This is a genomic window from Massilia cellulosiltytica (genome assembly GCF_047325105.1).
GTDB lineage: Bacteria > Pseudomonadota > Gammaproteobacteria > Burkholderiales > Burkholderiaceae_D > Telluria > Telluria orientalis.
Map to the genome: position 1 here is coordinate 5,805,897 of NZ_CP168562.1, position 26,253 is coordinate 5,832,149.

The window sequence follows — 26,253 nt, forward strand, 5'->3', positions numbered from 1 at the left end:
GTCAGGCGTCCTTGCCCAGTTCCGCGCCGAGCTCCCGCCCGCGCGCCGCCGCCGCCTTCATCGCGTCGACGATCGCCTGCTTGACGCCGGCCGCTTCCATGCTCGTGATGGCCGCATGCGTGGTGCCGCCCTTCGAGGTCACGCGCTGGCGCAGCACGTCGACGGGTTCGTCCGACTGCGCCGCCAGCTGGGCCGCGCCGGTGAACGTGGCCAGCGCGAGCGCCTTGCCCTGCTCCGCCGACAGGCCCATTTCCGCGGCCGCCTGCTGCATCGCTTCGAGGAAGTAGAACACGTAGGCCGGGCCGCTGCCCGACACCGCCGTCACCGGATCGATCAGGCTTTCTTCATCGAGCCAGACGGTCTGGCCGACGGCGCGCATGATGCTGTCGGCGGCATCCTTTTGCGCGGCGCTGACGCCGGCCATCGCCACCATGCCCGTGATGCCCTGCCCGATCAGCGCGGGCGTGTTCGGCATCGTGCGCACGATGGCGCCGTAGCCGCCGAGCCAGCGCGACAGGTCCGCGCCGCGGATGCCCGCCGCGATCGACAGCAGCAACGGCTTGTTCGCGAGCTGCGATTGCAGGTGCACGGTCACGTCGCGCATCTGCTGCGGCTTCACCGCGAGCACGATGACGTCGCTGGCGGCGACGGCCGCGCCGATGTCCGGCGACGTCGTCACGCCGTATTGCGTGCGCAGGCGCTCGAGCGCGTCCGCGTTCGGGTCGACGACGTGAATGTCCGCCGCCTGCGCGACCTTGCCGGCCAGGCCGGCGATGAGGGCGGTGGCCATGTTGCCGCCGCCGATGAAACTGATTTTCATGGGTACCCTATTCGTAATGGCGCGCGCCGAAGATGGCGCTGCCGATGCGTACGATGGTCGCGCCTTCCAGCACGGCCGATTGCAGGTCGCCGGACATGCCCATCGACAGCGTGTCGAGGTGGATGCCGGCTTTGATGAGGTCTTGCGCGAGTGCGCGCAGGCGTGCGAACGGGGCGCGTTGCAGGGCCGGGTCGGCCTGCGGTTCCGGGATCGCCATCAGCCCGCGCAGGCGCAGGTTCGGCAGCTGGACGACGGCCTTGGCCAGGCCCTCCAGGTCCTCCGGCTTGACGCCACTTTTGGTGGCCTCGCCGCTGATGTTCACTTGCAGGCAGATATCCAGCGGGCCCAGTTCGGCCGGGCGCTGTTCGGACAGGCGCTGCGCGATTTTCAATCGTTCGACCGTGTGCACCCATTGGAAGCTGGTTGCGATGGGCCGCGTCTTGTTGCTCTGGATCGGGCCGATGAAATGCCATTCGAGCATCAGGCCAGGTCGCGCTTTTGCCACAGCGGCGATCTTGTCGACGCCTTCCTGCACATAGTTTTCGCCGAACGCGCGCTGGCCCGCTTCGATCGCTTCCAGCACGGCTTCTGCCGGAAACGTCTTCGAAACGGCCAGCAACTGGACCGTGGAACGGGGCCGGTTCGCGGCCTCGCAAGCGGCCTGGATTGTCGCTTCGACAGCTTGCAAGTTGGCTGCGATTGTGGACATAATGGTTTTCTTCAGGAAATATTTTTCTAGCCTGGCGGTGCGATATCTCATCGTCATCCCCGCGCAGGCGGGGATCCAAGCTCAGCCTGCATGCCCGCAGCAATTGGGTTCCCGCCAAGGCGACCGGCCAGGTCGGGAACGACGGTTTTCTATCTCCGCGTCAAAGGATCATTATAAATGGACATCTCCGAACTGCTCGCTTTCTCGGTCAAGAACAAGGCCTCCGACCTGCACCTGTCGGCCGGCCTGCCGCCGATGATCCGCGTGCATGGCGACGTACGCCGCATCAACCTGCCGCCGCTGGAGCACAAGGACGTGCACGGCATGATCTATGACATCATGAACGACGGCCAGCGCAAGCAGTACGAAGAGATGCTGGAGTGCGACTTCTCGTTCGCGATTCCCGGCCTCGCGCGCTTCCGCGTCAACGCGTACAACCAGGAACGCGGTGCGTCCGCCGTGATGCGGACGATTCCGTCGAAGATCCTGTCGCTGGAAGAACTGAACGCGCCGAAGATCTTCGCCGACCTCGCATTGAAGCCGCGCGGCCTCGTGCTCGTGACGGGTCCGACGGGCTCCGGCAAGTCGACGACCCTCGCCGCGATGGTCAACCACCTGAACGAGAACGAGTACGGCCACATCCTCACCATCGAGGATCCGATCGAGTTCGTGCACGACTCGAAGAAGTGCCTGATCAACCAGCGCGAAGTCGGTCCGCACACGCTGTCGTTCAACAACGCGCTGCGCTCGGCGCTGCGCGAAGACCCGGACGCGATCCTCGTCGGCGAGCTGCGCGACCTGGAGACGATCCGCCTCGCGCTGTCCGCCGCCGAGACGGGCCACCTCGTGTTCGGCACCCTGCACACGTCGTCGGCCGCGAAGACCATCGACCGTATCGTCGACGTGTTCCCGGCCGAGGAAAAGGAGATGGTGCGCGCGATGCTGTCGGAATCGCTGCAGGCCGTGATCTCGCAGACCCTGCTGAAAACGAAGGACGGCGCCGGCCGCGTGGCCGCGCACGAGATCATGATCGGCACGCCGGCCATCCGCAACCTGATCCGCGAAGCGAAGATCGCGCAGATGTATTCCGCGATCCAGACCGGCTCCAACGTCGGCATGCAGACGCTGGACCAGAACCTGACGGACCTCGTGCGCCGCAACGTGATCTCGTCCGCGGCCGCGCGCGCCGCCGCCAAGATTCCCGAAAACTTCCCGGGCTAAAGAAGGAGCACGACGATGGAACGCGACCAGGCCTCCAAATTCATGTTCGACCTGCTGCGCCTGATGGTCAGCAAGGGCGGTTCCGACCTGTTCATCACGTCCGGCTTCCCGCCCGCGATGAAGATCGACGGCCGCATGACGCCCGTGTCCAGCCAGGCCCTCACGGCCTCGCACACGGCCGACCTGGCGCGCGCCATCATGAACGACAAGCAGGCCGCCGGCTTCGAGCTCTCGAAGGAAGCCAACTTCGCCATCAGCCCCGGCGACCTGGGACGCTTCCGCGTCTCCGCCTTCATGCAGATGGGCGCCGTGGGCATGGTGCTGCGCGTGATCACGACGACGATCCCGAAGTTCGAGGACCTCGACCTGCCGGAGGTGCTGAAGGACGTGATCATGACCAAGCGCGGCCTCGTGATCATGGTCGGCGCCACGGGCTCCGGTAAATCGACGACGCTGGCGACGATGGTCGGCTACCGCAACGAGAACAGCTACGGCCACATCATCACGATCGAGGATCCCGTCGAATTCGTCCACCCGCACAAGAACTGCGTGATCACGCAGCGCGAGGTCGGCGTCGACACGGACAGCTTCGAGGCCGCGCTGAAGAACTCCCTGCGCCAGGCGCCGGACGTGATCCAGATCGGCGAAATTCGCGACCGCGAGACGATGGAACACGCGATCGCGTTCGCCGAGACGGGCCACCTGTGCCTGGCCACCCTGCACGCGAACAGCTCGAACCAGGCGCTGGACCGCATCATCAACTTCTTCCCGGAGGAGCGCCGCCAGCAGCTGCTGATGGACCTGTCGCTGAACATGAAGGGACTGATCTCGCAGCGCCTGATTCCGAAGAAGGAAGCGAAGGGACGCGTGGTCGCGATGGAGATCATGCTGAACTCGCCGCTGATCTCGGACCTGATCTTCAAGGGCGAGGTCCACGAGATCAAGGAGATCATGAAGAAGTCGCGCGAGCTGGGCATGCAGACGTTCGACCAGGCCCTGTTCGACCTGTACGAGGCGGACAAGATCACCTACGAGGATGCGCTGCGCAATGCGGACTCCGTGAACGACCTGCGCCTGAACATCAAGCTCAACAGCAAGCATGCGAAGAACCGCGATTTCTCCGCGGGCACCGAGACGCTCGGTCTCCTCTGATCCGCGTCGGCTACAGCGCCGCCCAGCGCTGCACGAGGCCGACGAGGTGCACCACCCCGTAGCCGAAGCAGATCACCGAACTCCACACGACGAACGGGGTGATCGCGCCGCCCCTGGCGCGAACGAGCGGCGCGAACGCCACGCCGCGCACGAGATAGACGGCCGTGATGGCGACCAGCGCCGCCTTCAGGAACGGCAGAGCGCCGATGACACCGGCGCCCGCCAGCGCATACGCGGACCAGGTGAACAGCACGGCGGCGATCCCCAGCGTGACGAGGGTCGGATACCAGCGCCCTTGCGCGGCCGCCCGCGCGAACCGTTCGCCCGCGCCGAAGAAGCGGTACCACGCGGGACCGCCCGCGACGATGCCCAGGTGGAGCAGCGCGGCGACGGCGCTGAGCAGCGCGCCGGCGGCCAGGGGAATGTTCACGGTGGACTGCATCGATGTCTCCTTTGGCTTACACTGTTGCCTTCGAATCAACCCAAGCTTACAGGAGCCCACGATGAACGTGTTCGACTTCCAGGCCACCTCCCTCGACGGCAAGCCGGTCGACCTGGCCCAGTACCGCGGCAAGGTCCTCCTCATCGTCAACACCGCCAGCAAATGCGGCTTCACGCCGCAATACCAGGGCCTCGAGACCGTGTACCGCGAACTGCACGCGCGCGGCCTGGAAGTGCTGGGCTTCCCCTGCAACCAGTTCGGCAGCCAGGAGCCGGGCACGGAATCCGAGATCGGCGCGTTCTGCGAAAAGAACTACGGCGTGTCGTTCCCGATGTTCGCCAAGGTCGACGTCAACGGCGACAGCGCCCACCCGCTGTGGAAATACCTGAAGAACGCGGCGCCGGGCGTGCTGGGCACCGAGGGCATCAAATGGAACTTCACCAAGTTCCTCGTCGGCCGCGACGGCACCGTGCTGCATCGCTACGCGCCGCAGACCAAGCCGGAAGAGATCGCGGGCGATATCGAGAAGGCGCTGCAGCCGTAAGCGCCAACGCTCAACGGCGGTCGAACCACGCCATGATGGCGTCGTACTCCTTCTGCACGTCCGCCATCGAGCCCCCTTCCGCCATCAGGTTGTGGCCGGCGCGCGGCAGGCGCCGGAACGTGACGTCGCGTCCGAGCGCGCGCAGGCGCGCGTACGCGACCTCGGTCGACAGGACCGGCACGCTGTCGTCGCGCATGCCGCTGGCCAGCCAGACCCGCGCCTTCGACTGGACCAGGTTCTCGCCGGGCGCCTGCGCGAAGAAGGAACTCCAGCGCAGATAGGTGTGGCCCCACGCGAATTTCACGCTGCTGCGCGGGTCCGCGTTGATCGCGTCGACGGTCGCGTCGATGTCGCGCAGGCGCGCGAGCGTGTCGTCGTCGCCGCTTCCCGCGCGATCTCCCGCACGATAGGCGTTGGCAAAGAAGTCGAACAGCTGGCTCGTGCCGGTGCCGCCGATCAGCGCCACGTGCGTCACCTCGGGCAGCGCGCGCGCCAGGCCCGCGGCCATCACGGCGCCTTCCGACACGCCGAACACCAGCACGCGGCTGCCGTCGACCCACGGCAAGGCCAGCGCATGGCGCAGCGCGCCGCGCAGCGTGTCCAGCCAGGTGTCGTAGGAAAAGTTGGCGTTGAACGCGGCCGGACATCCCGTCGCCACGCCCGGCGGCGCTTGAGGCGGGGCGTCCGGCTGGTACGGCTTGTCGACCACCATCACGGCGTAGTCGCCCCGCTGCGCCAGCGGCACGAAATTGAAGACGGTGGAATAACGGTTCGGCGTGCCCAGGCCGACGAAGGGCGGCGTGCAACCCGACCCCTGCACGAACAGCACGAGCGGCGCCTTGTGCGCGGGTTGCGAGATGACGTAGCGGATGTCGGGCGCGCCGTCGCGCTGCAGCGTGAAGCGCGTGGCGGCGGCCTTGCCGAGTTCCAGCGGTTCCTGCTGTGCGGCGGGCGCGGCGTGGACCGCCGAGGCGGCGAGCAGGATGCCGCCGACGAATGCGAATAAGCGTTTGTTCATGGGCGCGATCATCCCACGAACGGCGCCCACGAAGGCTATCGAAAAATCACCGCTTCGGCACGATCCGCACCGCCAGCCCGCCGCCCGGCGCCAGCCGCACGTCGAGTACGTCCTTCGCCGTCACGGTCTTCGTCTCCGTCACGAGATCGAACCGGTGCTCGTTGCGGTAATCGGCCTGCTCGCCGTCGCGGTAGATCTCCGCCACGTACTGCCTGCCCGGGTCGAGGAAGGCCAGCGGCACGGCCACCGTGCGCGCCGTGCCGTCGGTGACGGCGCCCACGTACCAGGCGTCCGAACGGCGGTCCTTGCGCGCAATGGTCGCGTACTCGCCGACGGCGCCGTTCAGCACGCGCGTGTCGGCCCAGTCGGTCGGCACGTCGCGGATGAACTTGAAGGCGGCCGGATACTTCGCGTAGTTCTCCGGCAGGTCGGCCGCCATCGCGAGCGGCGAATAGATCACGACGTAGTTGGCGAGCTGCTTGGCCTGCGTCGAATTGAACGTCTTGCCGCCCGCGCCGACGAGGCTCAACACGCCGGGCGTGTAGTCCATCGGGCCGCTCAGCATGCGCGTGAACACGAGCTTCGCTTCGTGGTCGGCGGCGTTCGGCGGCTCGCCCCACGCGTTGTACTCGACGCCCCGTGCGCCCTCGCGCGCGAGCCAGTTCGGGTACGTCCTGCGCAGGCCAGTGTCCTTCACGGGTTCGTGCGTGTCGACGGCGATGCGGTAGCGCGCCGCCTCCGTCACGGCCTTCACGAAGTGGCGCACGCCTTCCTGCGAATCGTAGTTCCCGTAGTGGACCTTCCCGTCCGGGCCGGGGAACCGCATCGTGCCCGCTTCGTGCACATAGCCCGACTTGACGCTGTCCACGCCCAGCTTCGCATACAGCTTATAGGCCGCGTCCATCTGCTTTTCGTAGGCCGCGACGTTGCCGCCCGTCTCGTGGTGGCCGATCAGGCGCACGCCCTTCTGTTGCGCGTACGCGGCGAGCGCGGGCAGGTCGAAGTCGGGGTAAGGCTGCGTAAAACTGAAGTCCGCGCCGCCGTGGCCCCAGTCGCTTTCCCAGCCGCGGTTCCAGCCTTCCACCAGCACGCCGCGGAAGCCGTTGGCGGCCGCGAAGTCGATGTAGCGCTTGACGTTGGCCGTGTTCGCGGCATGCTTCGGTCCTGCGTTCCACGTCCCTTTGTTCAGGTGCATTTCCCACCACACGCCGACGAATTTCGACGGGTGGACCCACGACACGTCGCCCAGTTTATTCGGCTCGTTCAGGTTCAGCTCGAGGTCCGACATGTACAGGCCGGGCGCATCGTCCGCGATGCGCAGTGTGCGCCACGGGGTCGTGAACGCGCCATGGCGCACGACAGCCGCCCCGGTCGTGGACGGCGCCAGCTGCGCGCGCAGCTTCTGGCCCGCGACCTTGCGCACCCACATCGTCGCGTAGTCGACCAGCGCCGCTTCGTGGAGGGCGATGTGCGTGCCGTCGTCCAGGCGCAGCGTCAGCGGCGTATTGGCCGTGCCGATCTCGGCCAGCGGCGCCTTCTCGACGATCTGCTCCAGCCCGGACAACTCGCCGGCCGGGATCCACCACGCCGTCGCAGGCCGGGCGACGACGAATTCCGTCAGCTCGTCCGTGATGGCGACGTCGCGCAGCTGCGGCTGGTCGGGGAATTCGTAGCGAAAGCCGATGCCGTCGTCGTAGATGCGGAAGACGATGGCGAGCCGGCGGTTCGAGCGGTTCGTCTGCTCGACGTCGACGCGCAGCTCGCGGTAATGGTTGCGCACGTAGCGGCGCTCGCCCCACGGCTGTTCCCACGTGTCGTCATGCTCGCTGACGCGCTTGTCCTTCACCGTGAAACCGTCGTCCATCTTGGGCGCGTTGGCGAGGTTGAAGCCGAGATGCGACGGGGCGATGATCTCCTTGCCCTTGCGCTTGATGTCGTAGGCCAGCTTGCCCATGCCGTCGAGCTGGACGTCGACGGTCAGCACGCCGCCCGGCGAGCTGGCCGTGGCCACGACGGTTTGGGCCCAGACGGCCGGCGCCGCCATGTAGCTTGTAAACATCGCGGCAAGCGCGAGAAGACGGAGACGCATCTTTACACTCCCGAAGGGCCGGACGGCGCAGCGACCCGGCTGGATGATGGAGATGTAATATTACTACACGAACGCCGCCACAATGTCCGCAAGTTGTTGCCTGACCCAGACATGGGCGGGATCGCCGTGGCAGCGCTCATGCCAGATCATGGCCGGAGAGAAGGGGGCGACCTCCAGCGGCACATCCAGGAGCGCGATCGGGAGCTTGTCCGCCAGCCGGCGCGCGAGGCGGCCCGGCAGCGTGAGGATCATGTCGCTGTCCGCCACCAGCAGCGCAGCGGCGATGAAATGGGGGACGCGCAGCGCGACGCGGCGCGTGAGGCCCAGTGCCGAGAGCGCGGCGTCGACCGCGCTTTCACCCAGGCCGGAAATGGTCAGGGTCACGTGGCGCAGCGCCACATACTGTTCCAGGCCGAGTCCTCGCGCCACGCCGGGATGGCCGGACCGCACTACGCATACGAAGCGGTCGGTGTACAGCCCGCGTCGATAAAGGCTGCCCGGCAGGCTCTCGAACGTTCCCAAGGCCAGATCCGCCATCCCCTGCTCGACGAGCCGCACATTGTCCCCGGCAGGTTGTGCGATATGCAGACTCAATCCGGGCGCCTGTCGTTCAAAACGGGCGATCAATTCACCCAGGACCACCAGGCTCAGGTGATCGTGCGCAGCAATCGTGATCCGCCCCGTCGCGGCGGCTGGATCGAAGACGGCAGGCGCGACGATACCCCGGGCGTCGTCCAGCAACCGGGTCACCCGGCCTGCCAGGGCCTCGCCGCGCGGCGTCAATTCGAGCCCGGACGTGCCTCGGACGACGAGGCGGTCGCCCAGCATCGTGCGCAGCCGTCCCAGTGCGCGGCTGGCGGCCGGTTGGCTCAGGCCCAGCCGGAGACCCGCCCGGGTGACGCTGCGCTCCCGGACGAGTGCTTCGAACAGTTTCAACAGGTTGAGGTCGGCCCCGGACAAATCCACTTGGCGCATTTTCACTATGCCTTTCATGTCATTGATGCATGTCCCGCAATCATGCACGCTTCCGGTTCAACTTCACAGGAGATTTCCATGACTGCTGCCCCCTCTCTTCCCTACGCCGTGTCCGGCGTGACCGGCCGCACCGGTGCCGCCGCGGCCGATGCGCTGTTGCGCGCCGGCCAGTTTGTCCGCGTCGTCGTACGCGACCCGGCCCAGGGCCGCCACTGGGCTGAACGCGGTGCGGAGGTCGCGATCGCCGACCTGACGGATCTGGTCTCGCTGACCAGGGCGCTCAGTGGCGTCCGTGGCGCCTACGTCGTCAGTCCTCAACAATACGGCCGCGACGACCTGTTCGAGCACGCCGACCTGATTGCCGCCACCACGACGCGCGCGGCGGCGGCGGCGCGCGTGCCCAGGCTCGTGGCCCTGTCCTCGGTGGGCGCCGACCGCGAGAACGGCACGGGCTGGATCGGCATGAACCGGATGTTCGAGCAGCGCCTGGGCGAATCCGGCGCGCCGGCCGCCTTCCTGCGCGCGGCCTATTTCATGGAAAACTGGATGCCCATGGTCGGCCAGGCCGTGCGCAGCGGCACCCTGCCGACGTTCCTGGCACCGCCGCAGCGCGCCATCCCGATGGTGGCCACCGCGGACGTCGGCAACGCCGCGGCCGCCTTGCTGCAGGAAGCATGGACGGGGCACCGCATCATCACGCTCGCTGGGCCCGCGGACTACGCCCCGAACGACGTCGCCGCCAGCCTTGCGGCCGCGCTCGGGAAGCCGGTCGACGTGGGCGTCGTGCCGGAAGCGCAGTGGCCCGACGCGCTGGCCGATGCCCGGTTCTCCAGGGCCGCACTGGCCGGCTTCATCGAGATGACGCGTGGCCTCAACGGCTCGCATATCGACATCAGGAGCGATCCCGCCGCCGTCGAATGGGCGGGGACCACGCCGCTGGAACACGTTATCGCCCAACTGGTGCGGCGCCAGCGCTGAGTTGACCGCGACAATGCAGTACACTGAATCCTGATCGCCCCTACGGGTCATAGCCTCCTGTCTGCCATGCATATCCGCTCGGTCCTGCCCGCACTCCTGTTCCTCGTTCCGGTTGCCTCCATGGCTTCAGAGGCGATGATTTACGGCTTCGTTTATCAGTGTGAGGCGGATGAGATAAATCGGGTCATGGCCGAAACGTGTACACGCCGGTTTCCCGGCCTGTCGAAAGAAGCCGATGTGGCGCTTGCAGCGTGGCGCGACCGCAATCTGGCCAGGGCGAACGCGGCTAAGCAAGCATGTTCCAGCGATCTGAGCGCAGCAACGGAACACGTGTCGGCGAGTGATCTCGAGGTTATCGGCAGGCGGATGGCCGATCTGAAAGCAGAGATATTTTCCAACTTTGAAACCGAGATCCGGAAGCGGGGAATGGCGCCCTGCCACGAGGCCCTGAAGCAGTTGGAAACAGCCGGCGGACCACTCGAGATTCGCTAGAATAAGACATGGACCAGCCCTACATCCCGATCAATTGCGAGCGCCATGACGAACTTCTGGCACTCGCCACCTTGCGCCGCCCGTGCACGCTGGACGTGGCACGTCCCGACGGTACGCTCGACAACCTGGCGGGCGTGATCGAGGATGTCTACGCCGACACCGGCGTCGAATACCTGCGCCTGCGCGGCGGGCCGACCGTGCGGCTGGACTGGATTCGCGCACTGAACGGCCGCCCGTTTCCATGACCGGGTTGCGTTTCCCGCCGTGGCTCGCTCTGCCGCTTCTGGTGAGCGCGTCGCTTGCCCACGCCATTCCCCCGCCGCCGCCCGAGCCTCAGCAACTGCGCAAAGCCCGGATGACCGTGACGATCAAACTGGTCGAAGCAAGTCATGGACGAGTGTCCAGGATAACCCCGCTCTGCAACGTGAGCGGGACGATCCCCGTCTATGCGGACGCTGGCCGCGCGGCCGGCGTTCATGGTCGGGAGATTGCGGGTTGCAGGATGCCGTGGAAGGGACGGAACCTGGATGTCTCCGTGCGGGGCGCGATGGCGATTGCGCGCGGCCCCGTCACCTTTGCGACGGCAAGCGTCAGCGTCGTACCTCCGGATGCCGTGCCGCTCTGTCCCGACGTGTGCGCGCCGCAACCGCTCGCTGCTGCCAGCGGCGACGTCAGGGTCGGCGGCACGCCCAGGTCACTGGCGTTCAGTTTGACGCCGAATCCCGTGTCCATGTTGAACGCCAGGCCGACCGTGTGGCTCGAAGCCGATATCGCGATGCTGGACGATCGCGTCAAACGGACCCGCTAAGCGACATTCAGTCCGAGCCCCCGCACCAGCTCCGCCGCCTGCCGCGTGGAGATCGTCGCCCCGGCAAACTGCTTCGCATTCGACAGCTTCAGGCCGCCGACGTCCGCCTCGCGCAGATCGGCGGCATCGAAGCGCGTGTCCTTGATGTGGGCCTCGCGCAGGCTGCAGCCTTCTTCGAACACGGCCTCGCGGAAGTCGCAGCCCGACAGGTCCGCATCGGCGAAATCCAGCCCGCGCAGCACCGCCTTGCGGAACGACATCCGGCGCAGGTCGGCGCCGACGAGCAGGCAGTCTTCGAACGAGAGCCCCAGCTGGCTCACCTCTTCGAAGCGCGCGCCCGTCAGCTTGCAGCCGCGGAACGCGACGGAGGCGAGCTTCGTGCGGCGCCAGCCCGCGTTGTTCAGGTCGCAGGCGTCGAACCGTGCATCGACCAGGTCGGCCGATTCGAAATCCGCATGGCCGCCGCGGCAGCGCTGCCAGCGCGTGCGCGCCAGGTTCGCGGCATAGAACGACGTCTCGGATACGGCACAGCGGATGAATGCGCAGTCCTGCAGGTTCAGGCGCGACAGGTCCGCGCCGGCGAGGTCGCAATCTTCGAGGACGAGCAGCGTGTCTTCCGCCAGCAGCGCGTCGATGCGTGCGCGGTCGACTTGCTCGCCGCTCAGGGTAACGGTGGTCCGGGACATGGAATCAGCGCGTCTCGACACGCGCCGACGCGTGGATCGTGCAGCCGCGGTGCACGTTTTCCAGGAAGCGCAGCGCTTCCTCCTGGCGGCACGAGGACGGCAGCATGCGGCCCAGCGCTTCGTCGGCGGCGATGCGGTCGATGCCGTACGCGATCGCGCGCGAGATGTCGCGGGCCTCGCGGCCGTCGCTGTTGTACAGGGCGTCGTACACGCCGACCTCTTCCCACAGCGGCACGTAGCCGGGACTGATGCTGTCCTGGAAGGCGACGGACGGCGCCGCATCCTCGTCCTGGGATATCAGTCGAAACACGAAACTCACTGGGTCCTCCATCGATCGCTGAAACAGGGCGCCGATGCTACCACGGCCCGCGTTTTTCAGCCGGCCGCCGTCCCGGTCGCGTGGAGAAACGCGTCGGCCAGCGTCGCTTTCGTGACGACGCCGGCGAGGTCCACGCCGAGATGCACGATGGTCTGGGCGATCTGCGGCCGGATGCCGCTGAGGATGCAGTCGGCGCCCATCAGGCGGGCCGCCGCGATGGTCTTCATCAGGTGTTGCGCGACCATCGTGTCCACGGTGGGAACGCCCGTGATGTCGATGATGGCCGTATGGACGTGGGTCGCGGCGATCCGGTCGAGCAGGCTTTCCATCACGACTTGCGCGCGGACGCTGTCGAGCGTGCCGATCAGGGGCAGGGCCAGCACGCCGTCCCACAGGCTGATGACCGGTGTCGACAGCTCCAGCAGTTCCCGCTGCTGGCGCGCGATGATCTGTTCGCGGCTGCGCTGGAAGGCGTCGAGCGCATACAAGCCCATCTGGTCCACCCACGTGTCGACGGCCCGCAGCGCCGCGGGCGCGGCGGTGTGGTGCGACTGCAGCAGGTCGGCCAGCGGCTGCTTGACCGCGAACACGAAGGCCACGGTCGCAGCCGCCGTCGAGCCGCGGCCGGCCCGGGCCGTGGTGATGTCGTCGAGCGTGTCGCGCATGGTGCGCCAGGCGCGGCCTTCGATGTTGCCGGCCTGCGGATCGTCCGCCGCCTCGGCGAAGGCCTGTAGCAAGCGTTCGCAGTGCGCAGGGACGGACGGCGCGCCGGCGCGTTCCAGCCATTCGGCGCACAACGCCGCATGGTGGTCGCGCACGAACTGGCCGAGCGGGACGGCATGGGATGGGGGAATCATCGGTGGCTCCTGGTCGGGTCGGGCTATGAAAGTCTTGCGCCGACCGAGAGGCATCGGAGGTTAACTGCGTGGTCGATGGACTATACCACCGATTGCGCTAGCCCAGGTTGGCCACGCGAGCGACGGCCGCGCCCAGCTCCGCGAGCTGGAACGGCTTGCGCAGCACGGCGTCGCTGCCGATCGCGTGTTCGATCGCGCCCATGTCCGCGTACCCCGTCGCCACCAGCACGGGCAGGCTCGGGAACAGCGCGCGGGCGCGCACCGCCAGGTCGACGCCCGTCATGTCCGGCATCAGGTAGTCCGTCAGCAGCAGGCCGGGCCGGTCTCCCTCCAGTGCCGCCAACCCTTCCCCGCCATCGCCCGCCTGCGACACGTGGCAGCCGAGGGCCAGCAGGGCATCGACGATCCCCGCGCGTACGGATTCGTCGTCCTCGACGACGAGCACGCGCAGGCCAGCCAGCTTGCGGCGATCGACCGCGGCGGGCCGTTCCGACCCCGTGGCGTCATGCGCGGCGGGCATCCAGATCTCGATCGTCGCGCCCTCGCCCGGGACGCTGTGCACGAACGCCGCGCCACCTGATTGCTGGGCCATGCCATACACCTGGCTGAGGCCCAGGCCCGTGCCCTTGCCCACGGCCTTGGTCGTGAAGAACGGCTCGAAGACTTTCGCCGCCACTTCGGGCGACATGCCGGGACCGGTGTCGGTCACCGCGAGGCGGACATAGTCGCCGCCCGCCAGCGTCCCGGCGGGCGGCTGCGCGCGCGACGCCTGCAGGTGGATGTGCCCGCGCCCGCTCATCGCATCGCGCGCGTTGATCATCAGGTTGAGCAAGGCCATCTCGACCTGGCTGGCGTCGGCGAGCACGCTGTCCACGTCGGCGTCAATCGACAGCACGAGCTCGACGCCCGCGCCCAGCACCGGCCGCGCGAGCTCCTCGACGCTCTCGAACAGGGTCCGCACCGGCAACGGGCGCAGGTCGAGCGACTGGTCGCGCGCGAACGTCAGCAGCTGGCCCGTGAGCTTGGCGCCGCGCCGGCACGCGGCCTGCGCCTTGTCCACGCGGCCCTGCGTCGATTCCTCGCGCGTGAACATGCCGATGAGTTCCAGGTTGCCCTGGATGACGTTCAGCAGGTTGTTGAAGTCGTGCGCCACGCCGCCCGTGAAGCGCCCGAGGAATTCGAGTTTCTGCGCCTGCGCCACCGCCTGCTGCGCGCGTTCGCGTTCCATCACTTCGGCCGTGAGCCGGTCGTTGGCCTGCGCCAGCGCCCGCGTGCGCTCCTCGACGCGCGCCTCCAGGTTCGCATTCAGCGCCGCGAGCTGCGCCAGCACCTCGCGCGCCTCGTACTGGCGCCGGCGCGCGCGCAGCGCGGACCCTGCCGCCGTGGCCAGCGTGTCGGCGCTCAACGGCCGTTCGAGGAGGAGGACGTTGCCGAGGGCGGCGAACGTTGCCTTCAGTTGCGCCGGCGCGGCGCCGTAGCGCTTGGCCAGCAGGACGACGAACGGGAAATCCGACCACGGTTCCTGGTCCGCCAGCCACGCCGCGATGCGCGCCAGGGTCAGCGCCGACAGCGCCTCTTCCGCCACGATGGCCGCCGCCGCGCCCTGCCCGATCGCCTCGATGAGCGCGTCGGCGCCGGCGACGACTTCGCACCCGACGCCGTCGCGCGTCACGACGCCGGCGATCACGTCGGCGTCGCGCCCGTGCGGAGCGAGCACCAGGACGCGCTCTTCCCGCTGGTCAGGCATCGGCATCGGATTCGATCATCATGGGCGTCGATCCGCGGTAGGTCGGCAAGCCCGTCAACACGCCTTCGAAGCCTTCGAGCGCGGCGCCCACTTCGACACCGCCGGCACCGAGCTGGAGCTCGTGGATCGTCAGCGCATGGTGCGCCGTCCGGCTCTTGGACACAGTGATCGCGCGGCGCAGCTTGCCGCCGGACTCGAAGTAACGCAGCAGCATCGTCGAATCGCTCAGGTAGCTGAGGTCGACGTCCCGGGCGGCCTCGCCGACAACCCCGTGCTCGCCGAGGATCAGCGCCGTCGTGATGCCCTTCTGGTTGAGGTAGGCGAGCAGTTCGTGCATCTGCAGCAGCAGGAATTGTTCACCGGGCATTGCTTGCAGATAAGCATTGAGGCTGTCGATGGCGACGAAGACGGCGCCGTCGGTTTCCACGGCGTCGCGCAGCATCTGGGCGAACTGGCCGGGCGCCAGTTCGGCCGGGTCGATATGGCGCACCGTCAGCAGTCCAGACTCCAGGTGCGGCACCAGGTCCAGCCCGAGGGCGGCGGCGCGTGCGAAAAACGTCCCCATACCTTCGTCGAACAGGTAATACGACGACCTCTCGCCCCGTTCCAGCGCCGCCAGCATGCAGCGCACGACGACGGTCGTCTTGCCGACGCCGGAAGGCCCGACGAACAGCGTATTGGTCCCGGCGACGAGGCCGCCGCCGAGCAGCATGTCGAGTCCGTCGGATCCCGTGGAGCGCGTCACCGGGATGAACTTCGTGAGGTGTTCCGCCGCGACGAGCCGGGGGAAGATCCGGATGCCCCCGGTGTCGAGGATGTAGTCGTGGTAACCGCCCCGAAACTTGATACCGCGCATCTTCATGATATTGACGCGGCGCCGCTCCTTGCCGAATTCCTTGGCGAGCTGTTCGAGGCTGATGACGCCGTGCGCGATGCTGTGCAGATGCTGGTCCGACTGGTTGGTCTTGTCGTCCAGCATCAGCACCGTGCAGGCGCGCGATGCAAAAAATTGTTTGAGTGCAAGGATCTGGCGGCGGTAGCGCAGCGGATTCTGGGCCAGCAGCCGCATTTCCGACAGGCTGTCGAAGACGACACGCGCCGGATTGATGCGGTCGACCTCTTCCATCACGCCACGCGCGGTCTCGCCCAGCTCGATCTCGGCCGGATGCAGGATCGACTGCTGCGCCTCCGGATCGAGCGCCTCGTCGCTGGCCAGCTCGAAGATGGCCAGCCCGTCGAGCGACCAGCCATGGCTTTCCGCGACGGCATCGAGCTCATCCGCAGTTTCCGACAGGGTGATGTACAGTCCGGCTTCCCCCTTGGCAACGCCGTCGAGCAGGAATTGCATGCCGAGGGTCGTCTTGCCCGTGCCGGGCGTTCCCTCGACGAGGTACACCCGCTCCGCGGTCAGGCCACCGCCGAGGATGTCGTCCAGCCCGGGTACCCCGGTCGAGATGCGGTACGCGGGTTTGCGTGAAGTGCGGCGGGAGGCAAGCGGTTCGGCCATGCGGGAAACGTCCTGTAAAGATGGGCACCATGCGCTGTGGATGAACGCGACGGCAAGACCATTATAGGACGAATCAGCCGCTCGTCAGCGCGCGGTCGACGAGCTCGATCCAGTGCGTCACCGGCGTCGCCGTCCCCGACTGCAGGTGCGATATGCAGCCGACGTTGGCCGAGACGTATTCCTGCGCCCCCGTCGCTTCCAGGTTGGCCAGCTTGCGGTCGCGCAGCGCGTGCGCGAGCTCGGGATGCAGCACGGCATACGTGCCGGCCGAGCCGCAGCACAGATGGCTTTCCGCGCATAGCACGACGTCGACGCCGGCCGCGCGCAGCACGCCCTCGACCTTGCCGCGGATCTGCTGGCCGTGCTGCAGGGTGCACGGCGGGTGAAACACGACGCGCTCATGGATACGGCCCGACAGGAGACGGGCAATCTCGCCCTCGAAGTCGCACATGATCTCGGACAGGTCCTTCGTCAACGCGGCGATGCGCGCCGCCCTCGACGCATACGCCGGGTCGTGGGCGAGCAGGTGGCCGTAGTCCTTGACCGTCACGCCGCAACCGGATGCCGTCATCACGATGGCGTCGACGCCGTCCTGCTCCACGTACGGCCACCACGCGTCGACGTTGCGGCGCATGTCGGCCAGGCCGCCGTCCTGGTCGTTCAGGTGGAAGCGCACGGCGCCGCAGCAGCCGGCTTGCGGCGCTTCGATGAGCTGGATGCCGAGCACGTCGAGCACGCGCGCCGTCGCGGCATTGACGTTCGGCGCCATCGCCGGCTGCACGCAGCCCGCCAGCACGAGCATCTTGCGCGCGTGGCCGCGCACGGGCCAGCGGCCGGGCGCGCGCGCCGGCTGCAGCTTGTCCTGCAACGCGGACGGCAGCAGCGGACGCACCATCTGCCCCGCCCTGAACGCGGGCTTGAACAGGCCGGTACGCGGCAGGAATTCCTTCAGCGTCGTGCGTTTCACCCTGTCCGCGAACGGGCGCGACACGCGTTCCTCGACCACCTTGCGGCCGATGTCGACGAGGCGCCCGTACTTCACGCCGGACGGGCACGTGGTCTCGCAGTTGCGGCAGGTAAGGCAGCGATCGAGGTGCAACTGCGTCTTGCGCGTGGGCGTCTCGCCCTCCAGCACCTGCTTGATCAGGTAGATGCGGCCGCGCGGGCCATCCAGCTCGTCGCCCAGCAGTTGATAGGTCGGACACGTGGCGGTGCAGAAGCCGCAGTGCACGCACGCGCGCAGGATCGCGTCGGCCTCGATACCCTCGGGCGTATCCTTGATGAAATCGGCGAGATTCGTTTGCATGGTCCCTCAATACATCCGGCCGGGATTGAAGATGCCGGCCGGGTCGAACCCGGCTTTCAGGCGTTCGTGGATGCGGGCGATGGCCGGCGCCAGCGGCTGGAACACGCCGACGCTCTTGTCGCCGCCGCGGAACAAGGTCGCGTGGCCGCCGCACGCTGCCACGACCGCACGGATGCGTTCCGCCGTCGCCGCGTCACCCGGCGCACGCAGCCAGCGCTGCGCCCCGCCCCACTCGATCAGTTGCGGGCTGCCCGGCACGATGGCGCCGACCGTCGACGGCACGGACAGGCGCCACAACGGCATGTCCCCTGCGAAGAACGGATGCTGCTGTTCGCGCACGCTGGCCCAGAAGCGGGCGCAGTCCGGCATCACGTCGCCGCCGAGCGTACGGATCGCGTTGTCGACGGCCGCATTCGCACCGGACAGCCGCAGCGCCAGCACGCCGTCGTGCCAGCAACTGGCGGAGACGGGCAGCGGCTGGCCGCCCCATTCGTTCAGGTTGCGGATCGCATCGACCTCGTTCACGCCCTCGAACACGAGCGTCGCTTCGCGCGGCGCACGCGGCAGCACTTTTATCGAGACTTCCAGCAGCAGGCCCAGGGTGCCGAGCGAACCCGCCAGCAGGCGCGACACGTCGTAGCCGGCCACGTTCTTCATCACCTGGCCGCCGAACGACAGCACGTCGCCCTTGCCGTCCAGGAGCCTGCAGCCCAGGACGAAGTCGCGCACGGCCCCCGCGTTTGCACGACGTGGTCCGGACAGGCCGGAGGCGATGGCGCCACCGAGCGTCGCGCCGGGTCCGACATGCGGCGGCTCGAACGCCAGCATCTGCCCCTGCTGCGCGAGCGCCGCTTCGATGTCGGCCAGCGGCGTGCCGCAGCGCGCCGTGATCACGAGTTCCGTGGGCTCGTAATCGACGATGCCCGTGTAGTCGCGCGTATCGAGGATGTCGCCTTCGAGCCGCTGCCCGTACCAGTCCTTGGTGCCGCCGCCGCGGATACGCAAGGGGCGCCCGGCGCGCACAAGTTCCTGAAAATGTTCGACGAGGTTCTGCATGGTCAGAAGCGCGGCAGGTTAGAAAACGGCAGCACGCCGCCGCTGACGCGCATGCGGCCCAGTTCCGCGCAACGCTGGAGTGTCGGAATGGCCTTGTTGGGATTGAGGAGCATGCCAGGATCGAATGCGCGCTTCACCGTGAAGAACGCGTCGAGCTCCCTGGCGCCGAACTGCACGCACATCGAATCGATCTTCTCGACGCCGACACCGTGTTCGCCCGTGATGGTGCCGCCCACTTCCACGCACAGCGCGAGGATGGCGGCACCGAAGGCTTCCGCGCGATCCAGTTCGCCCGGCTGGTTGGCGTCGAACAGGATCAGCGGGTGCATGTTGCCGTCGCCCGCATGAAAGACGTTCGCGCAGCGCAGGCCGAACGTCGTCTCCATCTCCTCGATGCGCGCCAGCACGTGCGCGAGCTGCTTGCGCGGGATCGTCCCGTCCATGCAATAGTAGTCGGGCGAGATGCGGCCGGCGGCCGGGAACGCGTTCTTGCGGCCGGACCAGAAGCGCAGGCGTTCGGCCTCGGTCTGCGACACCGTGATCGCGCTGGCGCCGGCCTCGCGCAACACCTCCGTCATGCGCGCGATTTCCTCCGCCACTTCGAGCGCCGTGCCGTCCGCCTCGCACAACAGGATGGCGGCCGCGTCGAGGTCGTAGCCCGCCTTCACGAACGGCTCGACCATGCGCGACGACGTCCGGTCCATCATCTCCAGGCCGGCGGGGATGATGCCGGCCGCGATCACGCTGGCGACCGCGTTGCCGCCCGTCGCCACATCGTCGAACGAGGCCATGATCACCTGCGCCTGCGCCGGCTTCGGCACGAGTTTCACGGTCACTTCCGTGACGATGCCCAGCATGCCTTCCGAACCGATGAACACGGCCAGCAGGTCGAGGCCGGGCGCATCCAGCGATTCGCCACCGAGCTCGATGACGTCGCCTTCGATCGTACAGACGCGCACGCGCAGCACGTTGTGCACGGTGAGGCCGTATTTGAGGCAGTGCACGCCGCCCGAGTTCTCGGCCACGTTGCCGCCGATGGTGCAGGCGATCTGCGACGACGGGTCGGGCGCGTAATACAGGTTGAACGGCGCGGCCGCTTCCGAGATCGCGAGATTGCGCACGCCCGGCTGCACGACGGCCGTGCGCGCATACGGTTCCACGCGCAGGATGCGGTTGAGCCGCGCCGTCGAGATCACGACGCCGTCCGCCAGCGGCTGCGCGCCGCCGGACAGGCCCGTGCCCGCGCCGCGCGGCACGATGGGCACGTCCAGGTCGCGGCAGACTTTCAATATCGCGAGCACCTGCGCCTCGTCGTCCGGCAGGGTCACGACCATCGGCAACTGGCGGTAGGCGGCCAGGCCATCGCATTCGTATGGACGGGTGTCTTCGGGATCGGCGAGGACGGCGCGCGCGGGAAGGACGGCGCGCAGTGCGGCGGCCACCTGCCGCCTCCGCTCGGGGTCGACTGGAATCGAGGGAATCATGGAACGATTGTAAGCACAATCCCAAGGATTTGGCGTATGCTCCGGCTATCTTTTTTCGTGGGCAGGATATAAGCATGGGCAATCGACTTTCGAAGATCGCGACCCGCACGGGCGACGACGGCAGCACCGGCCTCGGCGACGGCAGCCGCACCGGTAAAGACAGCGCGCGCATCGCGGCGCTGGGCGACGTCGACGAGCTGAATTCCTTCGTCGGCCTGCTGCTGTGCGAAGAAATGCCGGGCGACCTGCGCGAGGAGCTCGTCACGATCCAGCACGACCTGTTCGACCTGGGCGGCGAGCTGTGCATCCCCGGCTACCAGCTGATCAAGGACGAGCAGGTGGCGCGCCTGGACGCGCTGCTGGAGAAGTACAACGCCGACCTGCCGGTGCTGAAGGAATTCATCCTGCCGGCCGGATCGCGCGCCGCGTCGCTCGCGCACGTGTGCCGCACCGTGTGCCGCCGCGCCGAGCGCGCCATCGTGACGCTGTCTAAGCTCGAAACGATCAACGCGCAGCCGCGCCAGTACGTGAACCGCCTGTCGGACCTGATGTTCGTGCTGGCGCGCGTGCTGAACCGCCATGCGGGCGGCAGCGACGTGCTGTGGCAGCACGAACGCAAGCGCACTTGATGGGGCGCGGATGACGGCAACCTTCGACGTCCGCTTCCACGCCGGCCGCGCCAACTGGCCGGCCAATCCGTTCCACTTCCAGGGCAAGGGCCAGGTCGTCGTCGAACCCGACTTCGTCGTCGTGCGCGGCAGCACCCACCGCTCGTTCCGCTTTCCGGCGCGCGCCGAACACCGGCTGCGCATGGTCGACATCGTCAACGCGTACAGCGAAGGCGAGGACGTGTATTTCCACGTGCTGGGCGTGCGCGAGAACCTGGCCGTCGGCTTTTCCGCGCCGGACGCGGCGACAGCGCAACGGCTCCTCGCGCTGCTGCCCGCGCGCCAGACCGAAGCCTTCGCGGTGGCCCACGCGGAGCGCAACGCCTTCCACGACCGGATCGATTACTGGAGCCCGTCGACGCCCGTGATCTGGACCCTGCTGGCGCTGAACATCGGCATCTACTTCCTCATGTGGCTCGTACGCCGCAGCCTGCCCGGCGGTGCGATGGGATCGATGCTGGGCTGGGGCTGGAACTCTGCCTACGACGCGATGCTGCGCTCGGCGCAACTCGTCATCTGGGGATCGAACGTGGGCGACCGGACGCTGCACGGGGAATGGTGGCGCCTCTTCACGTCGCTGTTCCTGCACGGGAGCCTGCTGCACCTCGCCTTCAACATGATCGCGCTGTGGCAGGTGGGCCAGCTGGTCGAGCGCCTGTTCGGCAGCCTGCGCTTCAGCGCGCTGTACCTGGTCGCCGGCCTGTGCGGCAGCATCGCCAGCGTGACGTGGAATCCGCACGTGAACAGCGTGGGCGCGTCCGGCGCCATCTTCGGCATCGTCGGCGGCCTGTTCGCATTCATGCGGCGCGAGAACAGCGGCATCCCGCCCACCGTCGTCAACGACCTGCGCGGCACGCTGCTGCCGTTCCTGGCGTTCAACCTGGCGGCAGGCTTTTTGTATCCGCACACGGACAACGCGGCCCACATCGGGGGCCTCATCGGCGGCTGGCTGGCCGGCCACCTGCTGGCGCGCTCGCTGCACGTGCCGGCGGAGAGGACGACATGAGCGACGATTTCATCGGCATCTACGACGGCGCCCTCACGCCCGAGCAATGCGCCCACATCCTCGAACGGTTCGAGGCCAGCGACAAGCACCAGCGCGGCCGCACGGGCATGGGCGTGGACGTGGCAAAGAAGGACAGCTGGGACATCACCATCAGCCAGCACAAGGAATGGCACGACGTGTGCAACCTGATGGCGACGGCCGTGCGGCGCCACCTGGTCGACTACATGGACCGCTACCGCGCCCTGCTGCTGGGCGCCCTCGCGCCCACGGTGGCGCATCCGACGACGGGCCAGCCGGTGGCGCTCTCGCTGGACAACTTCGACGAATGCGGCCGCCCGCACCTCGACGCATTGATCCTGGCGCTGTACCGTCTCGGCGCCATCAACCTGCAGAAGTACCTGCGCGGCAGCGGCGGCTACCACCACTGGCATTCCGAGATCTATCCGCAGAACGCGAGCTGCGAGACCCTGCACCGTGTGCTGCTGTTCCAGTTCTACCTGAACGACGTGGCGGACGGCGGCGCGACGGAATTCCTCTACCAGGGCCGCAAGGTCGAGGCGCGCCAGGGCCGGCTGGTCATCGCCCCGGCCGGCTTTACCCACACGCACAAGGGCCACGTCGCGGCGAGCGGCGACAAGTACGTGGCCACGTCGTGGATCCTGTACCGCCGCGCCGAGGACCTGTTCAAGTAGCGCGCCGTCACGCACGGCGCAAAAAAACGCCACCGCCGGCCGGGCCGGGATGGCGTTTTCAAGAGCGAACAAGGCGCGGCGTCAGGTGTTGTTGACCACCAGGCGCGGCTCGCCGATGCCGAAGCGTTCGCGGATGGACTGTCCGATACCGTGCGCATCCAGGCCGACGGACGCCAGCAGCAGCGCCGGGTCGCCGTGGTCGATGAAACGGTCGGGCAGGCCCAGGATCAGCAGCGGCTTGGCGATGCCCGCCTCCGCCAGCGCCTCGGCCACGGCGGAACCGGCGCCGCCCATCGTGCAGCCCTCTTCCACCGTCACCAGGTAGTCGTGGTTCTGCGCCAGTTGTTTCACCAGTTCCACGTCCAGCGGCTTCACGAAGCGCATGTCGGCGACGGTCGCGTTCAAGCCTTCGGCCGCACCGAGACTCGGCGCCACCATCGAACCGAACGCCATGATCGCGACGCCCTTGCCTTCGCGCTTGACGATGCCCTTGCCGATCTCGATGACGTCCAGCGCCGGCTCGATGACCGCGCCGATACCGGCGCCGCGCGGATAGCGCACGGCGGCGGGGCCTTCGAAGCGGTAGGCCGTCGTCAGCATCTTGCGGCACTCGTTCTCGTCCGACGGCGCCATCACGACCATGTTCGGGATGCAGCGCAGGTAGGCGATGTCGTAGTTGCCCGCGTGCGTGGCGCCGTCGGCGCCGACGAGGCCCGCGCGGTCCAGCGCGAACGTCACGTCCAGGTTCTGCAGCGCCACGTCGTGGATCAGCTGGTCGTAGGCGCGCTGCAGGAACGTCGAGTAGATCGCGACGACGGGCTTCATGCCTTCCGTTGCCAGGCCGCCCGCGAACGTCACCGAATGCTGCTCGGCGATGCCGACGTCGAAGTAGCGGTCCGGGTATTCCTGGTTGAAGCGGACCATGCCCGAGCCTTCGCGCATCGCCGGCGTGATGCCGACCAGGCGCTTGTCGACATGCGCCATGTCGCACAGCCAGTTGCCGAACACCTCGGTGTACGTGATCTTGGTCGCCTTGGCGGGCTTGATGCCTTCGCTCGGATTGAATTTACCCGTGCCGTGGTACAGGATCGGCTCGGCCTCGGCCAGCTTGTAGCCCTGCCCCTTCTTCGTCACGACGTGCAGGAATTGCGGGCCTTTGAGCTTCTTGATGTTTTCCAGCGTCGGGATCAGGGAATCGAGGTCATGGCCGTCGATCGGGCCGATGTAATTGAAACCGAATTCCTCGAACATCGTGGCCGGGACGACCATGCCCTTCGCGTGTTCTTCCAGCTTCTTCGCCAGTTCCAGCATCGGCGCGGGCAGCATCGTCTTGCCGACGTTTTTCGCGGCCGCGTAGAACTGGCCCGACATCAGGCGCGCCAGGTAGCGGTTCAATGCGCCGACCGGCGGCGAGATCGACATGTCGTTGTCGTTCAGGACGACGAGCAGGTCGACGTCGTCCTCGACGCCCGCGTTGTTCAGCGCCTCGAACGCCATGCCGGCGGTCATGGAGCCGTCGCCGATGACGGCGATCGCCTTGCGTTTCTCGCCCTTGATCTTCGCGGCCGTCGCCATGCCCAGGGCCGCCGAGATCGACGTCGACGAGTGCGCGGTGCCGAACGTGTCGTACTCGCTTTCGTCGCGCTTGGGGAAGCCGGACAGGCCGTTCAGCTGGCGCAGGCTCGGCATGCGCTCGCGCCGGCCCGTGAGGATCTTGTGCGAATAGGTCTGGTGGCCGACGTCCCACACGATGCGGTCTTCCGGCGTGTTGAACACGTAGTGCAGCGCGATCGTCAGCTCGACGGTGCCGAGGTTGGACGACAGGTGGCCGCCCGTCTTCGACACGGAATCGAGCAGGAACTGGCGCAGTTCATGGGCCAGCGGCGTGAGCTGGGTGCGCGGCAGCTTGCGCAGGTCGGCCGGGTCGTTGATGGTATCTAGCAGTTTCATTTATGCCTTCCGCTGCACGATCAGGTCCGCGATCTCGCGCAGCCGCAGTGCTTGTTCTCCGAACGGCGCGAGCGCGTCGTGCGCCTGCTGCCGCAATTGTTCCGCCAGCGCCTTCGACGGCTCCAGCCCAAGGATCGACACATAGGTCGGCTTGTTGTCGGCGGCGTCCTTGCCGGCCGTCTTGCCCAGTGTGGCCGAGTCGGCGGTCGCGTCGAGGATATCGTCCACGACCTGGAACGCGAGGCCGATGGCGCGCGAGTACGCGCCCAAGGCTTCCTGCTCGTGCGATGCGAGGTCGCGGCCGGCCAGCGCGCCCAGGAGCACGGACACGCGCAGCATGGCGCCCGTCTTGAGCTGGTGCATGCGTTCCAGCTGTTCGAGCGTGAGGCTGATGCCGACGCTGTCCAGGTCGATCGCCTGGCCGCCGCACATGCCCTTGCTGCCGGCCGCTTCGGCCAGCAGGCGCAGCATCGTGACGGTGCGCGCAGCCGGGACGGTCGTCGTGCCGGCCAGCACCTCGAAGGCTTGCGCCTGCAGCGCATCGCCCACGAGCAGCGCCGTCGCTTCGTCGTACGCCACGTGCACCGTCGGCTTGCCGCGGCGCAGGGCGTCGTCGTCCATGCACGGCATGTCGTCGTGCACGAGGGAATACACGTGGATCATCTCGACGGCGCTGGCGGCGCGCGCGAGCGCATCCGCATCCGCGCCGAACAGCGCGCCGCTCGCATGCACGAGCAGCGGACGCACGCGCTTGCCGCCGCCCAGCGCCGTGTAGCGCATCGCTTCGTGCAGCTTGGTCGGCACCTGGCTCCCAGCCGGCAGGAAGCGGTCGAGGGCAGACTCGGCGTCGGCCTGCACGGCCTTCACCCAGGCCTGGAACTCCTCCGGCGCGCTCATACGTCGTCCTCGCCGTCGGCGCTGAACGGCTTGAGCATCTCGCCTTCCAGGACTTTCACCTGGGATTCGACTTTTTCCAGCTGGGCCGCGCAATAGCGCACGAGCTCGGAACCGCGTGCATACGCGGCGACGGAGGCTTCCAGGGGCAATTGCCCACTTTCCATTTGCGTCACGAGTTGGGCCAGTTCGGCCATCGCCTGCTCGAAGGATTCGGGCGGTGCGGACGCCGCCGCGCTCGCGGCGGCCGGTGGTGCGGCGCTCTCCGCGTTTGTTTTATTTGGCATAATGAGTTTGATCGATTCGGGGCCGGGCGACGCCACGCGCAACCCGTGCGCGGCATGCCAGTCTAATCGCTTATTCTAAACAATCCTGTTTCGACATGAACGGTGCGCCTGTCGCCGCCAACTTGCAAGCAAGGATACATTTTATCGCAAAGCGCCCCGGGATTCATGAAAACGATGCCGTTTAGGCAATTTTTGAACACCCACGTACCACAATCCTCGGCGAGCCGTGAAAAACCGTCGCGAGCGGCAGCAGTTTTGGCCGAGACGCGGAGCCGTACTTCGTACGGCGAGCATCGGAGGTCGAAAATGCAACGCGCAGCAGGTTTTTCGTGGCTCGCCCGTGCAGGTCCGGGACTGGAGGGCCCGTTACAGGCTATAATCTCCGGTTCTGTCTCCGAAATACCGTATTCCGCTCTTTAAAGGAGCGAGAACTCCAAATAAGCGGCAGCATTGTATTGGTCGGGATGCCACGCCTCGGCGTGACCGCCCGACCTGGCTTTGCTGCGCGCCGGATGTCTCGATGCTCCCCTAAAAATACTGGTTCTC

General features: G+C 67.4%; 27 protein-coding genes. 10 read left to right on the top strand and 17 right to left on the bottom strand.

Annotated elements, in window-relative coordinates; genetic code table 11:
• Nucleotide 1 precedes the first annotated feature (1 nt).
• Nucleotides 2-820: a pyrroline-5-carboxylate reductase gene (gene proC, locus ACEN9H_RS25420; RefSeq protein WP_160409671.1), complete on the bottom strand. Its 819-nt coding sequence runs from the start codon at nucleotides 818-820 to the stop codon at nucleotides 2-4.
• A 7-nt stretch (nucleotides 821-827) separates the two neighbouring features.
• Nucleotides 828-1,529, bottom strand: coding sequence for a YggS family pyridoxal phosphate-dependent enzyme (locus tag ACEN9H_RS25425; protein WP_413672523.1), 702 nt, complete (start codon nucleotides 1,527-1,529; stop codon nucleotides 828-830).
• A gap of 177 nt (nucleotides 1,530-1,706) precedes the next feature.
• Between ACEN9H_RS25425 and ACEN9H_RS25430 the strand changes: the two genes are divergently transcribed.
• Both ACEN9H_RS25430 and ACEN9H_RS25435 read left to right on the top strand, forming a co-directional pair.
• A complete protein-coding gene (locus tag ACEN9H_RS25430) occupies nucleotides 1,707-2,750 on the top strand; it encodes a type IV pilus twitching motility protein PilT (protein WP_160409673.1) in 1,044 nt (347 codons plus the stop codon).
• A 15-nt stretch (nucleotides 2,751-2,765) separates the two neighbouring features.
• A complete protein-coding gene (locus ACEN9H_RS25435; protein ID WP_056122526.1) occupies nucleotides 2,766-3,902 on the top strand; it encodes a PilT/PilU family type 4a pilus ATPase in 1,137 nt (378 codons plus the stop codon).
• A gap of 10 nt (nucleotides 3,903-3,912) precedes the next feature.
• Here the strand turns inward: ACEN9H_RS25435 and ACEN9H_RS25440 are convergent, their stop codons facing one another.
• Complete coding sequence (locus ACEN9H_RS25440; protein ID WP_413672524.1) at nucleotides 3,913-4,344, bottom strand: hypothetical protein; 432 nt, start codon at nucleotides 4,342-4,344, stop codon at nucleotides 3,913-3,915.
• Nucleotides 4,345-4,405: 61 nt separating this feature from the next.
• Here ACEN9H_RS25440 and ACEN9H_RS25445 point away from each other — a divergent pair, with 61 nt between their 5' ends.
• Entirely contained in the window at nucleotides 4,406-4,888 is a 483-nt protein-coding gene (locus ACEN9H_RS25445; protein ID WP_371768748.1) for a glutathione peroxidase, read from the top strand.
• 10 nt (nucleotides 4,889-4,898) lie between these two features.
• Here ACEN9H_RS25445 and ACEN9H_RS25450 read toward each other — a convergent pair whose 3' ends face one another.
• The 3 genes from ACEN9H_RS25450 to ACEN9H_RS25460 form a co-directional block, all read right to left on the bottom strand.
• On the bottom strand, nucleotides 4,899-5,906 hold the full coding sequence (locus ACEN9H_RS25450; protein WP_413672525.1) for an alpha/beta hydrolase family protein: 1,008 nt from the start codon (nucleotides 5,904-5,906) through the stop codon (nucleotides 4,899-4,901).
• 46 nt (nucleotides 5,907-5,952) lie between these two features.
• Nucleotides 5,953-7,995 carry a glycoside hydrolase family 97 protein gene (locus ACEN9H_RS25455; protein WP_413672526.1) on the bottom strand — a complete coding sequence of 681 codons (2,043 nt, stop codon included), beginning with the start codon at nucleotides 7,993-7,995 and terminating at the stop codon, nucleotides 5,953-5,955.
• A 63-nt stretch (nucleotides 7,996-8,058) separates the two neighbouring features.
• The gene (locus ACEN9H_RS25460; protein ID WP_413672527.1) at nucleotides 8,059-8,988 is read right to left on the bottom strand and encodes a LysR family transcriptional regulator; all 930 of its coding nucleotides are present in this window, start codon (nucleotides 8,986-8,988) and stop codon (nucleotides 8,059-8,061) included.
• 60 nt (nucleotides 8,989-9,048) lie between these two features.
• Between ACEN9H_RS25460 and ACEN9H_RS25465 the strand changes: the two genes are divergently transcribed.
• From ACEN9H_RS25465 to ACEN9H_RS25480, 4 genes are all read left to right on the top strand, one after another.
• On the top strand, nucleotides 9,049-9,948 hold the full coding sequence (locus ACEN9H_RS25465; protein ID WP_413672528.1) for an NmrA family NAD(P)-binding protein: 900 nt from the start codon (nucleotides 9,049-9,051) through the stop codon (nucleotides 9,946-9,948).
• A gap of 66 nt (nucleotides 9,949-10,014) precedes the next feature.
• Nucleotides 10,015-10,440 carry a hypothetical protein gene (locus tag ACEN9H_RS25470; RefSeq protein WP_413672529.1) on the top strand — a complete coding sequence of 142 codons (426 nt, stop codon included), beginning with the start codon at nucleotides 10,015-10,017 and terminating at the stop codon, nucleotides 10,438-10,440.
• 8 nt (nucleotides 10,441-10,448) lie between these two features.
• Nucleotides 10,449-10,685, top strand: coding sequence for a hypothetical protein (locus ACEN9H_RS25475; protein WP_413672530.1), 237 nt, complete (start codon nucleotides 10,449-10,451; stop codon nucleotides 10,683-10,685).
• The gene (locus tag ACEN9H_RS25480; protein ID WP_413672531.1) at nucleotides 10,682-11,248 is read left to right on the top strand and encodes a hypothetical protein; all 567 of its coding nucleotides are present in this window, start codon (nucleotides 10,682-10,684) and stop codon (nucleotides 11,246-11,248) included. The genes ACEN9H_RS25475 and ACEN9H_RS25480 overlap by 4 nt, the downstream gene beginning before the upstream one ends.
• Here ACEN9H_RS25480 and ACEN9H_RS25485 read toward each other — a convergent pair.
• The 8 genes from ACEN9H_RS25485 to ACEN9H_RS25520 form a co-directional block, all read right to left on the bottom strand.
• Entirely contained in the window at nucleotides 11,245-11,934 is a 690-nt protein-coding gene (locus tag ACEN9H_RS25485; RefSeq protein WP_413672532.1) for a pentapeptide repeat-containing protein, read from the bottom strand. The two genes, ACEN9H_RS25480 and ACEN9H_RS25485, sit on opposite strands and share 4 nt — an antisense overlap.
• A 4-nt stretch (nucleotides 11,935-11,938) precedes the next feature.
• Entirely contained in the window at nucleotides 11,939-12,244 is a 306-nt protein-coding gene (locus ACEN9H_RS25490; RefSeq protein WP_413672533.1) for a hypothetical protein, read from the bottom strand.
• Between the two features lie 65 nt (nucleotides 12,245-12,309).
• Nucleotides 12,310-13,110 (bottom strand): STAS domain-containing protein, encoded by an 801-nt coding sequence (locus tag ACEN9H_RS25495; protein WP_413672534.1) that lies wholly within the window; start codon nucleotides 13,108-13,110, stop codon nucleotides 12,310-12,312.
• A 97-nt stretch (nucleotides 13,111-13,207) separates the two neighbouring features.
• Complete coding sequence (locus ACEN9H_RS25500) at nucleotides 13,208-14,863, bottom strand: ATP-binding protein (protein ID WP_413672535.1); 1,656 nt, start codon at nucleotides 14,861-14,863, stop codon at nucleotides 13,208-13,210.
• Entirely contained in the window at nucleotides 14,850-16,364 is a 1,515-nt protein-coding gene (locus tag ACEN9H_RS25505; protein WP_413672536.1) for an ATPase domain-containing protein, read from the bottom strand. Before ACEN9H_RS25505 ends, ACEN9H_RS25500 begins: the two co-directional genes overlap by 14 nt.
• 73 nt (nucleotides 16,365-16,437) lie before the next feature.
• On the bottom strand, nucleotides 16,438-17,670 hold the full coding sequence (glcF, locus tag ACEN9H_RS25510; protein WP_413672537.1) for a glycolate oxidase subunit GlcF: 1,233 nt from the start codon (nucleotides 17,668-17,670) through the stop codon (nucleotides 16,438-16,440).
• Between the two features lie 6 nt (nucleotides 17,671-17,676).
• Nucleotides 17,677-18,726 carry a glycolate oxidase subunit GlcE gene (gene glcE, locus ACEN9H_RS25515; protein WP_413672538.1) on the bottom strand — a complete coding sequence of 350 codons (1,050 nt, stop codon included), beginning with the start codon at nucleotides 18,724-18,726 and terminating at the stop codon, nucleotides 17,677-17,679.
• 2 nt (nucleotides 18,727-18,728) lie between these two features.
• Entirely contained in the window at nucleotides 18,729-20,210 is a 1,482-nt protein-coding gene (locus ACEN9H_RS25520; protein ID WP_413672539.1) for an FAD-linked oxidase C-terminal domain-containing protein, read from the bottom strand.
• A 74-nt stretch (nucleotides 20,211-20,284) separates the two neighbouring features.
• Here ACEN9H_RS25520 and ACEN9H_RS25525 point away from each other — a divergent pair, with 74 nt between their 5' ends.
• Genes ACEN9H_RS25525 through ACEN9H_RS25535 form a run of 3 tightly spaced genes read left to right on the top strand, consistent with a single transcriptional unit; the run spans nucleotide 20,285 to nucleotide 22,576 of the window.
• Nucleotides 20,285-20,839 carry a cob(I)yrinic acid a,c-diamide adenosyltransferase gene (locus tag ACEN9H_RS25525; protein ID WP_056122476.1) on the top strand — a complete coding sequence of 185 codons (555 nt, stop codon included), beginning with the start codon at nucleotides 20,285-20,287 and terminating at the stop codon, nucleotides 20,837-20,839.
• Nucleotides 20,840-20,849: 10 nt separating this feature from the next.
• The gene (locus ACEN9H_RS25530; protein ID WP_413672540.1) at nucleotides 20,850-21,884 is read left to right on the top strand and encodes a rhomboid family intramembrane serine protease; all 1,035 of its coding nucleotides are present in this window, start codon (nucleotides 20,850-20,852) and stop codon (nucleotides 21,882-21,884) included.
• Nucleotides 21,881-22,576: a 2OG-Fe(II) oxygenase gene (locus ACEN9H_RS25535; protein WP_413672541.1), complete on the top strand. Its 696-nt coding sequence runs from the start codon at nucleotides 21,881-21,883 to the stop codon at nucleotides 22,574-22,576. The genes ACEN9H_RS25530 and ACEN9H_RS25535 overlap by 4 nt, the downstream gene beginning before the upstream one ends.
• Nucleotides 22,577-22,657: 81 nt before the next feature.
• On the opposite strand, the gene dxs is transcribed toward ACEN9H_RS25535, so the two are convergent.
• The 3 genes from dxs to ACEN9H_RS25550 are packed head-to-tail and all read right to left on the bottom strand — an operon-like array spanning nucleotide 22,658 to nucleotide 25,707.
• Nucleotides 22,658-24,526, bottom strand: a complete 1,869-nt coding sequence (dxs, locus tag ACEN9H_RS25540) for a 1-deoxy-D-xylulose-5-phosphate synthase (RefSeq protein WP_413672542.1) — start codon at nucleotides 24,524-24,526, stop codon at nucleotides 22,658-22,660.
• A complete protein-coding gene (locus ACEN9H_RS25545) occupies nucleotides 24,527-25,423 on the bottom strand; it encodes a polyprenyl synthetase family protein (protein ID WP_413672543.1) in 897 nt (298 codons plus the stop codon). It abuts the gene before it with no gap.
• Nucleotides 25,420-25,707, bottom strand: a complete 288-nt coding sequence (locus ACEN9H_RS25550) for an exodeoxyribonuclease VII small subunit (RefSeq protein WP_056123575.1) — start codon at nucleotides 25,705-25,707, stop codon at nucleotides 25,420-25,422. The genes ACEN9H_RS25545 and ACEN9H_RS25550 overlap by 4 nt, the downstream gene beginning before the upstream one ends.
• Between the last annotated feature and the right edge of the window lie 546 nt (nucleotides 25,708-26,253).